Annotated in this window: 9 protein-coding genes; 6 read left to right on the top strand and 3 right to left on the bottom strand. The window is 69.5% G+C overall.

The genetic code is table 11. From position 1 onward, the window contains the following. Positions 1-741, top strand: a 741-nt coding sequence (locus VD972_RS18150; protein WP_324988661.1) for a metal-dependent hydrolase, incomplete at its 5' end; no start/stop codon positions are given. A 43-nt stretch (positions 742-784) separates the two neighbouring features. Here the strand turns inward: VD972_RS18150 and VD972_RS18145 are convergent. Beyond that, positions 785-1,651 (bottom strand): 50S ribosomal protein L11 methyltransferase, encoded by an 867-nt coding sequence (locus VD972_RS18145; protein ID WP_324988659.1) that lies wholly within the window; start codon positions 1,649-1,651, stop codon positions 785-787. A 40-nt stretch (positions 1,652-1,691) separates the two neighbouring features. Here VD972_RS18145 and VD972_RS18140 point away from each other — a divergent pair, with 40 nt between their 5' ends. From VD972_RS18140 to VD972_RS18125, 4 genes are all read left to right on the top strand, one after another. Then, positions 1,692-2,048: a hypothetical protein gene (locus VD972_RS18140; RefSeq protein WP_324988657.1), complete on the top strand. Its 357-nt coding sequence runs from the start codon at positions 1,692-1,694 to the stop codon at positions 2,046-2,048. Between the two features lie 2 nt (positions 2,049-2,050). After that, positions 2,051-3,319, top strand: coding sequence for a hypothetical protein (locus VD972_RS18135; RefSeq protein WP_324988655.1), 1,269 nt, complete (start codon positions 2,051-2,053; stop codon positions 3,317-3,319). A gap of 299 nt (positions 3,320-3,618) precedes the next feature. Continuing rightward, complete coding sequence (locus tag VD972_RS18130) at positions 3,619-5,985, top strand: carbohydrate-binding domain-containing protein (RefSeq protein ID WP_324988653.1); 2,367 nt, start codon at positions 3,619-3,621, stop codon at positions 5,983-5,985. Then, on the top strand, positions 5,982-7,658 hold the full coding sequence (locus VD972_RS18125; RefSeq protein WP_324988651.1) for a hypothetical protein: 1,677 nt from the start codon (positions 5,982-5,984) through the stop codon (positions 7,656-7,658). The genes VD972_RS18130 and VD972_RS18125 overlap by 4 nt, the downstream gene beginning before the upstream one ends. A 1,050-nt stretch (positions 7,659-8,708) precedes the next feature. On the opposite strand, the gene VD972_RS18120 is transcribed toward VD972_RS18125, so the two are convergent. Together VD972_RS18120 and VD972_RS18115 are read right to left on the bottom strand one after the other, a co-directional pair. Next, complete coding sequence (locus VD972_RS18120) at positions 8,709-9,821, bottom strand: hypothetical protein (protein WP_324988649.1); 1,113 nt, start codon at positions 9,819-9,821, stop codon at positions 8,709-8,711. A gap of 66 nt (positions 9,822-9,887) precedes the next feature. Continuing rightward, positions 9,888-12,485, bottom strand: a complete 2,598-nt coding sequence (locus tag VD972_RS18115; RefSeq protein WP_324988648.1) for a pitrilysin family protein — start codon at positions 12,483-12,485, stop codon at positions 9,888-9,890. A gap of 206 nt (positions 12,486-12,691) precedes the next feature. Between VD972_RS18115 and VD972_RS18110 the strand changes: the two genes are divergently transcribed. Further along, a partial coding sequence (locus VD972_RS18110; protein WP_324988646.1) for a gliding motility protein occupies positions 12,692-14,288 on the top strand: 1,597 nt, incomplete at its 3' end.

Raw genomic sequence — 14,288 nt, 5'->3', positions numbered from 1 at the left:
CGTGTGCTGATGCCCTTCGATGGGCAGTGGTTCTATGGCGACGCGCTCTTCATCTTCGACCCGTGGCTGTGGCTGCTCGCGGCGGCCGCTGTCGTCATGGCGGACGCTCGGGCTCGCTGGAGCATGGTCGGGTGGCTGCTGCTGGGTGTGGCGACCACGGGGCTCATCGCCTCCACGGAGCTGGCCCCGCTCCCGGTGAAGCTGCTCTGGGCGGTGGGTGTCGCCGCCGTCGTCTTCCTGCGAGTCCGAGGCATCCGCTCGCTGCCCGTCGAGCGAGTGGCCACGGTCTGTGGCCTCGCGCTGCTCCTCTACATGGTGGCGATGTTCGCGGGCTCGCGGCTCGCGGAGCGGCAGGTGGCGGAGTGGCTGAGACAGCAGGGCATGGAGGCGGAGCGCCTCATGGCAGGTCCACTCCCCGCCAACCCGTTCACACGCGATGTCATTGCCCTGGTCCCCGGGCGCTACGAGTTCGTCGAGGTGGACTGGCTGGTGGGAGACGCGGGGCGCTTCCGCATCAGCCACCCCAGCCTTCCCCGAGAGGCTCCGGACCCGATTGTCCAAGCGGCGCTGGAGGCTCCTCAGGTGAGAGGCTTCGTCAACTGGCTGCGCTTCCCCACCTACCGAGTGGAGGAGCAGGCGTCCGGCTACCGCGTGGTCCTCCAGGACGTGAGGTACTCTCGGGCGAGCAATGGGATTGGCACGGCCATCGTGGAACTGGACCGCCAGCTTCGCCCCCGCTGACTCCAGCACCTTCGCGGGCATCACGGGCGGGGTGCTGCTCTTCTCAGCGGTGGAAGTCGAGCCGCACCCACTCGCCCTGGGCCGCCCCCGCCTCGGGGATGAGCCCCTGGGCGCGGTAGGCGGCCTCCACCTCGGCCTTCTGGGGCGCGAGCACGCCCGCCAGCACGAGCCGCTCCTTCACCTTGGGGGCAATGAGCGGCGCCAGGGCGATGAGCGTGTTGGCCAGGATGTTGGCCACCACGAAGTCGAAGGGGCCCTTCACCTGCGTCAGCTCCTTGCCGGACAGCTCCAGCTCCGGTGTGCCATTCACGCTGGCGTTCTCGTGGGCCAGCTCCACGGACGTCGGGTCGTTGTCCGTGCCCACCACGCGGCTCGCGCCCAGCTTCTTCGCGGCGATGGCGAGCACCCCGGTGCCGGTGCCCACGTCCAGCACGCTCGCGCCCGGGTGCGAGGCCATGTACGCGTCAATGGCCGCCAGGCACAGGGACGTAGTGGGGTGGTCCCCGGTGCCGAAGGCCATCTTCGGCTCGATGACGATGCGCACCTTGTCCTGGGGCGCGGCGTCCGCCTCCCACGGTGGGCCCACCCAGAGCCGGCCCACCTGCACGGACTTGATGAGCGCCTTCCACTCGTTGCTCCAGTCCTGCTGTGGCTTCTCCTCCAGCAGCAGGCGGGCGTCGGGAAAGTCCTCGGCCACCTGGGCGCGGACGGCCTCGGCGGTGTCCGCCTCCTCGAAGTAGGCGATGACGATGGCCTCGCCGGGGTTGGGGCCGCGCACCCCCGGCATGGGCGGAGCCTCCCGGTCTCGCACCTCCAGGCCCATGGCGCCCGCCTCGTGGAGCACGTCCTGTACAGCCTCCGACTGATCCTCGGGCAACTCCACGGTGAGTGACAGATAGGTCTGGGACATGCGCGCCCTTTAATCCTGGGATGGGTATGGTGGAAGGGCCATGAGACTCCTTGCCCTTGGTTTGTTGGCCTGGGTGTGCGCCTGCTCCGGTCCTCCCGCGCCGGATGCCGCCCTCTGTCAGGACGTCATCACCCGCATGTGCCTGGCTCGGACATGTACGGGGGTGAACGAGCAGCTGGTCCTCGGGAACATGGACTGCCAGTCCACGCTGCAGGAGCGCACCGGGTGCGGCGGGGAGGACTTCGCTTTCTCGTCGCCCTCGCGCGAGCGCGTCCTGCGCTGCCGCCTGCCGCTGGTGCGCCAGAGCACGGACCCGGCCAAGGCGCCGACGTGCGAGGATGTGGATGAGGTGCTGGAGGACTGCCCGGACCTCATCGGCTTCCTGGGAGGGCGCTAGCCATGAAGTGGAAGCGATGGATGGCCTGTGGGCTGGTGCTGGCGGTGGGGTGCGCGCCGATGCAGACGGAGCGCCGCACGGAGCGAGGCCCGCTGCTGCGCACCTACGCCAAAGAGGTGACGCTCGGCGAGCGGACGCTGGCGGCGGATGTGGAGGCGAAGTGGCCGAAGCTCCAGTTCCACTTCGTGAGCTCGGAGCTGTGCCGCTCTGAGCAGCACGAGGAGTTCGTGGAGAACATCATCACCGAGCGCTATGAGCCCTCGGCCGGCCCCGCGATCAGCGCCGGAGCGGCGAACACCGCGGTCGGCGCGGGCCTGCTGCTGGCTCGGCCCCTCTTCTCGACTGCGCCGGACCGGGACGTCATCGACCGGGAGGGCCGCTACGGCGCCTCCACGCAGAGGGTGGCGACGGTGTGGGGCGTGGTGCTGGTGTCGCTGGGGGTGCCCGCGCTCATCACGGGCATCATCCAGACGGTGCGAGCCGGCGAGGAGACGGAGACGCGCAAGGCGGACGCGGTGGTGAGCCTGCGCGAGGAGCCCTGCCGTCCCCAGCCAGCGAGCGGCACGGTGGAGTTCGCCGGAGGCGCTGGCACGCCACCGGAGCCACGTCCTCTCGCCAACGGGACGCTGGAGCTCACGACGGACGAGCTGCGCGGCATGAGCTTCACGGGGGTGCTCATCGGCGGGGAGCCCGCGGTGATCAGCGAGGAGGACCAGGAGCTGCTCGCGCTGTTCCGCCTCTGCAGCCGGATGCTGGCGGAGCCGATGGAGCCGACGGCGCTCGCGCAGGAGGAGGCGGAGCACCTCCAGGTGCTGCGCAAGCGGGTGGTGGGGTGCAAGGCTCTTCCGGGCGCGCCGGTAGAGGAGCGGGTGAAGCTGCTGGACGCGGCGCTGGCCGCGCGCGGGGACAGTCCGGAGCCGACGGACGCGCCGACGGTGGGCTCGTTCGAGGATGCGGTGGCGGCCTACCCGCAGGCGCTGACGATCACGGGGGACAGCCCGGAGCTGGACAAGCTGCAGGATCCAGAGCGGCTGGTGGGCCAGGCGGTGCTGCTGCGCGGGGTGCTGGAGCGCCGCGAGGGAGAGAACATCGCGGTGGTGCAGGTGGGCGGCACGCGGGTGCTGGTGTTCGTGGCGCCGGACCGGCTGTGGGCGCAGGACTTCCCGAGGGGCTCGCGGGTGGAGCTGGTCGGCGTGGTGATGGGGCGGCAGCGGCTCGGAGCGCTGGACGCCCCGCTGGTGCGCGCCGTGTGGATGCGCACGGCGCTCTGAGCGGAGCTCCTCGCTCGCGAGGTTGAGGCGGCTACGGGGCGCAAGGCATGCGCCTCTCCGCTCCCTTGGAAGTCAGCCTGCTTGAGCTGCCTCGAGGCCGTGGAAATTCGAGCGGCTCGGCAGGAGTTGCGAATTCCCGATGCGCTGGGAGCGCTCGTGTCGGGAACTCTCCCCATCGCAACATTGTAACTGGGTTGCGCCGCCAGGCTCAGTGATCTCAAGGGTTTAGTCATCAACTTGTTTTCCTGTGTAACTGCGGACCCACTACTCGCATGAGTTCCGAGTCTGGAGGGACCCAGGTGGAATTCCGGCACCATCGACTGCGCATGCTCCTGGCGGCTGTCGCTGCGAGCGTCCTGGGCTGCTACGGGCAGGCCAGCCTGGAGCTCCCCGCCGTGGGGGGCGTGCCCGTGTACGACGATGAGAATCCGCCTCCCCTCCCGGTGGACGAGACGGGGGCGCTCTCGTGCCAGCTGGCCAGCGTGCCGGGCACGGTGACGCTGGCGGGCATCGCGGCGGACTTCGGGCGCGAGGTGTACCCGGCGATGGTGCGCCAGGACTCGGGCTGCATCTCCTGCCACACCACCACCAGCGGCCGGCAGTTCAAGGTGAGCCAGGAGCCCACGGAGACGTTCTACGCGGCGCGGGCCGCGGGCTTCTTCAGCACCCAGCCCGGCTCGCTCGTGTCGCGGCTGTACACCACCGACGAGAGCGTGCGGATGCCGCGCGGGCAGCCCTCCTGGAGCGCTCGGGAGATCGCCGCGGTGGCCAGCCTCACCTGCCAGCTTGCCGCGGTGGAGTCCCGCTCGCCGCAGACGCCCCCGGACGAGGAGTTCCCTCCGGCGCTCTTGCAGCCGTACACGGGGCCGGCGGTGACGACCTATGACAACCCCTTCCTCGGCTACGTGCAGCTCAAGGGGAAGGTGAAGCAGATCTTCAACGACGACTGGATCCGCGGCGGGGTGGACAAGTTCGCCCAGCACGTGGGCCTCTTTGGCGGCGTGGACTATGTGCAGTACTTCGTCGAGGCGCGCGTGGCCTCGCCGGACTTCCTGCTGGGGATGGATGCGCTGGCGCCGGATGTCTGCCTCCAGGCGGCGCGCAACAGGACGGGCCCCTTCGCGGGCCTGGACACCTCGGCGCCCATCATCGACACGCCGCCGGCGGCCACCCGGCAGTATGAGGCGGAGACGACCACGGACCTCACGCCCACCACGGGGGCGCGCACCGCCACGGGGTGGAACCTCTACACCAACGGCAGCCTCACCACGACGCAGCCCTACAACTTCCCCGTCACCGGCACGTACAACCTCACGGTGCGCGCCTATGGCAGCCCGTGCGGCCCGGCTCTGCCGGCCATGGACGTGCGCGTGGACGGCACCACGGTGAGGACGTACGCCGTGTCGGCCACCACGTACGCGGAGCACACGCACACGCTCACGGTGACTGCGGGCACGCACACGCTCTCGGCGGCCTTCACCAACGACTACACCCAGGAGGGGGTGTGCGATCGCAACCTCTACGTGGACTGGATCAGGGTGAACGGCCCCACGGAGGCTTCCACGGGCACGACGCGCACGGACGCGGCGAAGGCCAAGGTGGACTCGCTCTATCGCCGGATGCTGTACCGCCCCAGCAGCGCGCAGGAGCGGACGAGCGGCTACGCGCTGGTGAAGGACCTGTCGGGCTACGAGGCGGAGCTGGCCAAGGCGTGGGGCGGGCTGTGCGAGGGGCTGATGCGCGCGCCGGATTTCCTCTTCACGCTGCCACCCTCGTACGAGTCCCTCACGGCCATGGAGCGGGAGCGGCTGCTGCTGGTGAAGCTGGCCCAGGATCTGGTGGGCCGGCCGCCCAACGCCACCGAGCTGGCGGACTTCGAGGCGGGCCGCAAGAGCTGGGAGCAGATGGTGGACGCGTACCTGGCCTCCCCGGACTTCCGCACGTACTACTTCCACAAGATGCGCATCCGCACCGAGAGCGAGGGCACGGCGGACACGGACGAGCCCGCGCGCCTGTGGACGTACCTGGCCACCACGGGCACTCACTTCCAGGAGCTGCTCACGGGTGACTACTCGGTGGCGGCGGACTTCACCAAGGTGGCGCGACCGCCCGAGCACGGCCGGACGGGCGTGCTGACGATGAAGGGCTTCCTCCAGAACAAGCCGGGGCTGCCGCACTACAACTACGCGGCGCGGGTGATGACGGACTTCATGGGATCGATCTTCGAGATTCCCTCGGAGGTGTTCGACATGCGCGGGGCGGCCACGGCGGCCTCCACGGTGGATCCCACCAGCCTCTGCTACTCGTGCCACCAGACGCTCACCCCGCTGGCGCACCAGCGGCTGCGGTGGGCGGACGACGGCACCTACCGCACCGCGGACGAGCAGGGCCGCCCCATCGACGACAGCGATCGAGGCATGGTGGGCACCTACGCCTTCAGGGGCCAGGGCATGCCGGGCTTCGCGCAGAAGGCGGTGCGGAAGGAGTCCTTCGCGCGCCGGACGATCAACGCCCAGTACATGCTCTTCTTCGGGCGGGAGATGCGGCACACCCAGGATGAGCGCGTCATGTACAAGCGCCTCTGGGATGTGGCGCAGGCAGACAACGGCAACCTGAAGGCCGTGATCAAGACCATCGCTCTCTCACCCGAGTACACCCACCGATGAAACGCCGCCAATTCCTCGCTGGCGCGCTCGCCGGCACCGCCATCAGCACCCTGGACTGGCTCCGCTTCTTCCGGAGCTTTGGAGTGCCGGGCACGAAGAAGGAGCTGGGCATCGCCGAGGCCGCTGCGGCGGAGCTCAACGCCACGCCCCACTTCCTCATCTACTGGTTCCAGGAGGGAGGCTGGGACGGGTACTCGATGTTCAACCCGGCGCACACGCCGAATGACGGCGCGCGCCTCATCCCTGCGGGCGCGCTGCGCCCCACGCCTTCGTGGAGCCAGCACAGGTACCGGCCGACGAACTACGGCACCAGCCCGCTGAACCCGCCGCGCACGGTGGGCAACATCACCTACGGCTACCTGGCCGAGGACGGGGTGCCGCTGTTCCCGGACATGTCGGTGGTGTCCAGCCACAACGGCAACACGTTCCACTCGGGCGGACGGTGGGAGTACCACTACGGCCGCTACAGCGCGTCCCTGTCCGCGTACCGCCAGCCGAACGAGCGCACGGTGATGCAGGCCTTCTGCGAGGCGTACGGCAACGGCTACCTGCTGCCGCACGTGAGCTGGCACCGGTGGCTGTCGGACGGCGAGCTGTCCATTCCCTCGTACCCGGACGGGACCGGCTACTACGAGAGGCTGGGGCCGGTGCACGCGCACACGCTGTACGGGAAGACGCCGGCGGACATGCGCAACCGGCTCATGTCGCTGGGCAGCGTGTCTCAGGGGCAGCGCAACGCGCGCATCCGCCAGTTCACCGACAACCTCCAGGCCAGCTTCCTGGCGGAGAAGAACGGAGAGTCGGTGCGTGCGTTCTCCTCGGCGCTCACCATCCACCGGGCGCTCACGGGGGGCACCACCGTCACCATCAACCCGCAGACGCTCTTCACGGATGCGACGCTGCGCACCGAGTTTGGCGTCGCCGCCGCGGACGAGACGACGGAGGCCGCGTCCATCAACGGCAACCCGGCCCGCTCGAAGGAGACGCCCAATACCAACGTCCAGGCGTTGATGACGTACGAGATGATGACGAAGGGGCTGTCGATCGGCTTCTTCATCGAGAACCGGGGGCTGCGCCAGTTCGACACGCACCGGGAGCGCAGCTACATCATGACGAACCGGGGCCAGGCGGATCAGGCTGCGATCATGCGCAGGAACCTGTGGAACCCGCTCAAGGCGCTGGTGGCGAGGCTGAAGAGCACGGAGTATGGGACGTCGGGCCGGAGCTACTTCGACCACACGACGATCGTGCTGGCGTCGGAGATGGGGCGGACGATCAGCGGGGATGTGGAGGGCATCCTGGCCAACGCGGGGCTGACGGACGTGCAGAAGTACGACGAGATCCTGAAGCAGGACTGCTGCCAGCACTGGCGGGTGAACAGCGCGGCGTTCCTGGGGGGGACGGTGAGGGGCAACACGCAGTTCGGGCGGGTAGGCAGCGCGACGCTGGAGGGCATCCCGATGATGCCGGATGGCACGCTGGACCCGGCGTACAACCCGGACTCGGGGCAGCTCATCTCCGGGCGGACGAAGAGCCCCAACAGCTTCATCGCCGATGCGGGGCACGTGTACTCGACGGCGCTGCACCTGTCGGGGCTGGATCCGGTGGCGCTGCGCGCGGCGGGCAAGGGCAAGAACGACCGTCCGCCAATGACGTTCGTCAAGCGGCCCTGAGCCGTGATCCGGGTGCACGGCTTGCCTCAGGCGGGAGATTCTCCTGAACCGCGAGGTCTCCTCCGTCGTCTGTTGGAGTCAGCGGCGGGCAGGCCCCGAGCGATGGGCTGAAGGTTGGCCTGGAATCTCCTCCAGCGTGACTCCAGTGCCTCTCTGTGGACGGCAGCCGAGATGCGATGAAATTTGACGGTTGGGTCGAGGAGCAGCTCCGCGATGCCACGGCGAGCAGGGCGCCTGTCAAATCGGATGCTGCACTCCTGCGGTTCCTCCTCCTCAGATCCGGCCCATGTGCAGCCACACTCCTTGTCGTGCACCTCCGTGGCTTCCTCATCCACGGCGAAAAGACAGCACGAGTCACAGCGCTGAATCTCACGTCCATGCAAGCCGCTTGTCATGTGCAGCCAGCCCTTTCCTTCACAGTCGATGCACGGCGGCTCGTCAGAGGGGATCTTGTTAGAGGCTCCCGTGTCGGTACTTTTCATCACGATGTATCTCCCTGAGGCAGGGGCTCCCGGACGCGGTTTCACAAAACCTGTCTGCTTGTCAGACAGGTTCGTTCTGTGTGCCGCCGACAGCGAGCCCCAGCCCGAGTCTGCGGTCATGAAGCAGGCCAGTGGCCCCTATCCGGCATCCCAAGCCTCCTATCAATATAACCTAGTAGGTAGGGCCGATAGGGTTCACCTGGGGAGTAAGTCTTGGTATGTCATTCCCCGGCCCGTGCTTGCGCCTACCCTATGGGCCGCTGTTCCTGGGGGCCTGGTGAGCCCCTGGCGCGTGGAGGGCAATGTTGAGTCGAAGCACGAAAAGTCCCGACATTTCCGAACAGTCACGCACGCGGGCGGCTCCAAGGGCGCTGCCGCAGGCTGCTGAAGAAGGGGAGACGACAACCATGCGCCACGCTCCTGCTGGAACATGGCTCGACTCCTCTGCAAACGACCCAGCGCGAGCCCGTTGGCGGCCTGCGCTGACCAGGAACAGACCAGCAACCGGCAGTCCAGCCTCTCGAAGGAGGTCTGCGGTGCTGGGACATGGGCAGCCAAGCCGCCTCTGTCACAGCGCGGACTGGACGGCCTCCTCCAGCTCCTTGCGCGTGTACCAGTCCACGGGGCGGCGGCCGGTGGTCAGCTCCAGCGCGTGGCCTGACACTGCCACGCCCTTGTCGTCCGCCACGCTCAGCTGGATGCGTTGGACCTTCTCGCGCAGCGCGGCCTTGCCCACCTTGTCCTTGCCCAGCCCCTCCAGCACCTCGCGCGCCCGGTCCGCCAGGAACCCCAGCGCCCGCAGGTCCTTCGCCGACGTTGCCTGCACCTCAGGTCCGAGCCCCACGCTCACCGAGGTCTCCAGCAGTCCCCGGAGCTGTGTCTCCAGCGCCGCAAGCCGTCGCCGCAGCTCGAGCAGTGAGGGCGTCGGAGGCGCATCCCGCCTCAGCGCCCCGAACGCAGGCGCGTCATGCACCGAGATGGCCTCGATGGTGTTCACCGGGACGAGGACCAGGTCGTCATAGGGCATGCCGCTCTCCCGCGGCACCCACACCAGCACCGACCGGCCCTCGCGCCGGTCCTCCAGGATCTCGCGCAGGATGCCCGTCACCCCGCGCCCGCTGCGCATCAACAGCGTCATCCGCGGCAGGATCACCGGGATCCCCGCCTGCTGCCGCCACGCCAGCTTCTGCAGCACGAAGAGCGTCGCGTCCACCCCATGCGCGTTCCATGCGAGGAACGCCGCGAGCGGGTCCTCCGGGTGCCCCGCATCCTCCGGCGCCGCCTCCAGCGCCTTCTGGATGTGCTCCTGCCGATCCTCGAGGTTGTCCACGTTGGTGACCGGCTCGTGGTCCAGCGTCAGAACGCCGTCCTGGAACCGCACCATGCTGGTGCCCGAGGCCGCCCCCGTCGTGTTGCGAATCACCACCCGCTTCAGCGCGCTCCGGAGCACCTCCCGGCCCAGATCGTCCACCGCGATGGCCTTCAGGGCCCCGATGAGCGGCGTGAAGTAGATCTTCGGCCACGCCTCCTCGTAGAGGTGCTGGTAGCCATCCACCGTCAGCGTGTTCCAGTCCACCTCGACTGGCACCTCGAAGTGGGCGGCGGCGTCGATCTCCTTCTTCAGCTTCGGGTAGATCGTCTCCTCGAACTGGCTGGCCGCCTTGCGCTCCGCGATTCCCATCCATTCCTCCTGAAAGGATCGCGGCAGTCTGGTCCAACCCCAGGCTCGAACAAAGCGCCTTTCAGACTACGGCCCTACGATGGCCAGCGCGCTGTGGTCGAAGTCGATGACGCGACGGGCCACCTCGCGCACCTCCTCGGCCGTCACCGCGGCGATCCGCTCCGAGTAGTGGAGGAAGTTCTCCAGCCCCATCCCGTAGCAGGCGTCCAGCGCCAGCAGCGCCGCCCGCGCCGCGTTGCGCTGCAGGCCGATCTCGTTCGTCCCGATCAAGTGCTGTCGCGCCCGCGCCAGCTCTGTCTCGGAGACGGGCTCGTCCCTCACCCGCGCGAACTCCGCCCGGATGCCCGCGAGCGCATCGTTCACCTTCTCCGGGCTCGTCCCGATATAGGCGGCGAAGTAGCCCGGATCCACGCCCTCCACCGTGAAGCTGCTCACGCTGTAGGCCATGGAGCGCTTGTCCCGCAGCTCCACGAAGAGCCGCCCGCCCTGCCCCGACAGCAGCATGGAGAGCACCTCCAGCGCGTGCCGCTCCTGCTCGTTCAGCCGCAAGCCCATGAAGCCGTACACCACGTGCGACTGGGCGCGCGCCAGCACCCGCTTCTCCTCGCGCAGGGCCTCCGGAGGCGGCTCTACCGGCACTGCCGGCGCTGGCTTCGCCCGGCCCAGCGGCTTGCCGAAGTACTCCCGCGCCAGCGCCATCACCTCTTCCACCTTCACGTCCCCCACCACGCACAGCGACAGCTGCGAGGGATCCATGTGCGCCGCGTGGTAGTCCCGCAGCGCCTCGGGCCCCAGCGCCTCCACCGGTCCCCGTTCCCCGAGCGTCGGCATCCGGTACGGGTGCGCGCGGTACAGCGTCCGGGCGAACAGATCGAAGGCCAGCCCCGAGGGCTTGTCCTCCCGGGTGAGGATGTCCTGCAGCAGCAGGCGGCGCTCCCGGGCCACCTCTGCCTCGGGGAAGGTGGGCTCCACCACGCAGTCGGCGAAGAGGCGGAAGGCCTGCTCGAAGTGACGGGAGAGGAACTCCCCGCGCACCCCCACCGAGTTGCGCCCGCCCGCCCCCTGCAGGGAGCCCGCGTAGGCGTCCACCAGCTGCGAGATCTCCTCCGCGTCCCGCGTGCGCGTGCCCCGCGTGAGGCTGCGGCTCAGCAGCGTCGTCAGCCCGTTGGTGGCCGGCGTCTCGTAGCGCAGCCCGCCCGCGAACGCCGCCCGCATCGCGAAGAGCGGCACGCCGTGCTCCTCACGCACCAGGATGCGCGCGCCCGAGGGGAGCGTCTCCTGGATGATCTCCCCGGTGCTCGAGCGCGAGGGGACTACCCGCATGGGCACGTCGTTGCCAGGTCTACGCACCTTGCGCTCGGGCCGCAGGGTAGGGGCCTCGTGGGCCACCCCGTCGAGGAGCTCCTGCGCCTGCTCCGCGGTGAAGGCCGTGCCCTGCGGCAGCAGCCCCGTCAGCACCGCCCGATCGAAGCGGAGGTAGCGCTCGGCCACGTCCCGCACGTCCTCGGGAGTCAGCCGGGCCACGGCCTCGTAGTAGCGCTCCTCCGCCTCCAGCCCGCCCATGGAGGACTGGTAGTAGCCCATCTTCCTCGCCATGCCCTGCACCGTCTCGCGCTGGTACACGGCCTCCGCCTCGACGAGCGCCTTCACCGTCGCCAGCTCATCCGCGGACACGGGGCGCACCCGCAGCTCGGCCAGCACCCGCGCCGCCTCCTCCAGCGCGCGCGCCACGTTCGCTGGGGGCACGGTGAGCGAGATGCTGAAGAGGCCCGGGTCCCTCGGCGTGTACGCGGAGGCGTGGATGTCGTTGACGAGGCTGAGCTTGCGCTTCACCTCCACCGCCAGCCGGGAGGCCTCGCCCTGGCCCGCCACCATCGCCAGGATGTCCAGCGCGGGCACGTCCGGGTGGCTCGCCTGGGGAATGCCAAAGCTCAGGTGGAGCAGGCCCTCCTTCACATCCTCCTCGCGCAGCAGCATCCGGCGGCCCGGGGCCTCCGGCTCGGAGGCACGCGCCGCCAGCCCCTCGAAGGGCCGGCCCCAGTCTCCACCGAAGATCTCCTCCACCCACGCCCGCAGCTCCGCCTCGCGCAGATCCCCCACCACCGAGAGCACCAGGTTCTTCGGCGAGTAGTAGCGGTGGTAGAACTCCAGCACCTTCTCCCGGCTGAAGCTCCGGACGCTCTCCTCGGTGCCGATCACCGGCTTGCGGTAGGGGTGCACCTGGTAGGCGGTGGCGAACAAGTCCCGCGAGGCCCGCCGGGACGGGGTGTCCTGGCTGCGCTTGATCTCCTCGCACACCACCTCGCTCTCCCGCGCCAGCTCCTCCCGGTCAAACGCCGAGTGCCGCACTGCGTCGCCGAGGATGTCCAGCCCCATCCGGGCGAACTGGCTGGCGATGACGATGTGGTAGACCGTCTGGTCGAAGGACGTCCAGGCGTTGATCTCCCCGCCGTGCGCCTCCACATCCCGGGCAATCTCTCCGGGCCCCCGGCGCGCGGTGCCCTTGAAGAGCATGTGCTCGTGGAGGTGGGCGAGCCCGGCCTGGTCCGGCCGCTCGTCGGCACTGCCGACCTTCACCCAGACCTGGAAGGCCGCGACCTTGGCGGCGTGGTGCTCTTCGAAGATGACAGTCAGCCCGTTGGGGAGCGTATAGCGGAGGGGCATAGGAGGCGTCCGAAGCTGGCACCAGCCCTGCTGGGAAGCAAGACGGAGCGTGAGGTTTCCCCTACTGCCTAACGTCCGGCCTGTCCCCAGGCGATTCCATGGCACCCTCCGATGGCACCTCGGAGCCCTGGCGGGGGGGGGCAGGCGCTTTCTCTCCATGTGCGTATTTGGAGAACTGCCCGCACGGGCGATAACCTGAGCCCCTCATGGCATCGCCCCTGGAAGAGCTGGATCCGCTGGCGGACCTGCGTGAAAGCCTGGAAGGTGGTGCCCCCTCGGCCCCTCCTACGGCGAGCAAGCCAGCTCCGGCCGCTCCACCCCCGCTGCCTCCCCGGAAGAGTCCTCCGGCCTCCTCGTCCGCTTCGGCCGGCTCGTCGCCCCCGGCGCCGATCCCCAGCGGGAGCCAGTCCGGAGTCCCCTCTCCCCTGGCCAAGGCCAACCGCCCGCTGGGCGGGAGTGACCCGTTCGGTGAGCCCCCCGAGCCCCGCATGTCCATGGGGGCGGCGCCAGAGGAGAAGATCGAGTTCTTCCGCCAGGTGCTCAAGCAGAAGACCGAGACGCTGGCCCGGGCGCGCTCGCTGTACGCGGAGAAGGACACGGAGGCCTCCGCGCAGCGCCAGTCCGTGCAGCAGCTCACCCAGGATCTCGCGGCCGCGAAGAAGGAGATCACCGAAGTCAGAGGCCAGCTCGGCGGCCTGAAGGACCTGCCCCTGAAGCTGACCGTGGCGCAGGAGGACAAGACGCGCCAGGAGAAGCGCGCGGCCACGGCCGAGGCGAAGCTGGCGGAGGTGCAGGGCGAGCTGGAGGCGATGGAGGCGGATCGCCGGGATCTGTCCCGTGCGCTGCTCAACGTGGAGGCGGAGCTGCCGCGGCTGCAGGATGAGCTGCGGGCAGAGCGGGAGGCGCGCGCGTCGCTGGCCGAGGAGCTCATCGGCGCCAAGGAGGCCCTGTCGCTGGCGCAGGATCGCGTGGCGGACCTGGCCGCGGAGAAGTCCGAGGCCCAGGGCACCATGGAGGCCGTCCAGGAGCAATTCCAGGCCGCGCTCTCGGACGTGGAACGGCTGACGGGCGAGCTGGACACCTCCAACGCCGAGCGCGAGGCCCTGGCCTCCGAGCGCGACACCCTGGCCTCCGAGCGCGAGGAGCTGCAGCTGCGCAACAGCCAGCTGGAGACGGCGCTGGCCGAGGCCAACGGCAACCTGAGCGCCCTGGAGAGCGAGAGCGAGTGGTCCCGCAGCTCGCTCGAGGAGGCGCAGACCCGAGCCCAGCTGCTGGAGGCGGAGCGGGACGAGGCTCGCTCGGAGCTCGCCGCCGCGCGGCAGCAGGTGGAGACGCTCGAGGCGGAGAAGAAGACCCAGAAGACGCGAATCACCGAGCTCGAGCGGACCGTGGCCCTCAAGGACGCGGACCTGGTGGGGGTGCGCGCGGCGCTCTCGGCTCGCACCTCCGAGGCGGGCTCGCTCATCGGGCGCGCGGAGACGGCCGAGGGCCGGGTGGCCACGCTCACCGAGAAGGTGCGCGGGCTGGAGGCGGAGGTCTCCGAGTTCTCCGAGCGGGCGCAGTCCGCCGAGCTGGAGGTGGCCTCGCTCCGGGGTGCGCTGGAGGCCAGCGAGGCCGAGCAGATCGCGCTGCGCGACCGTGTCGAGGCGGACGGGGCGGCGCTGTCGGAGACGGCGCGCAACGCCGAGGCCCAGGCGGAGGAGCTGCACGCGGCGCTCTCGGTGGCGCGCTCCGAGCGCGACGAGGTGGTGGGACAGCTGGACACGTTGAAGGTGACGCTCTCGTCCACGCAGGCGGCGCTGC

The sequence above is a fragment of the Hyalangium sp. genome, assembly GCF_035629615.1.
In the GTDB taxonomy this organism is placed as follows: domain Bacteria; phylum Myxococcota; class Myxococcia; order Myxococcales; family Myxococcaceae; genus Hyalangium.
This window is presented reverse-complemented; position numbering and strand designations above follow the sequence as displayed.

What these genes read in the sequence shown, in the direction of transcription:
- VD972_RS18140 (WP_324988657.1), top strand. Translation starts at nt 1,692, where the DNA reads ATGAGACTCCTTGCCCTTGGTTTGTTGGCCTGGGTGTGCGCCTGCTCC.
- VD972_RS18120 (WP_324988649.1), bottom strand. Translation starts at nt 9,821, where the DNA reads ATGGGAATCGCGGAGCGCAAGGCGGCCAGCCAGTTCGAGGAGACGATC.
- VD972_RS18125 (WP_324988651.1), top strand. Translation starts at nt 5,982, where the DNA reads ATGAAACGCCGCCAATTCCTCGCTGGCGCGCTCGCCGGCACCGCCATC.
- VD972_RS18115 (WP_324988648.1), bottom strand. Translation starts at nt 12,485, where the DNA reads ATGCCCCTCCGCTATACGCTCCCCAACGGGCTGACTGTCATCTTCGAA.
- VD972_RS18135 (WP_324988655.1), top strand. Translation starts at nt 2,051, where the DNA reads ATGAAGTGGAAGCGATGGATGGCCTGTGGGCTGGTGCTGGCGGTGGGG.
- VD972_RS18145 (WP_324988659.1), bottom strand. Translation starts at nt 1,651, where the DNA reads ATGTCCCAGACCTATCTGTCACTCACCGTGGAGTTGCCCGAGGATCAG.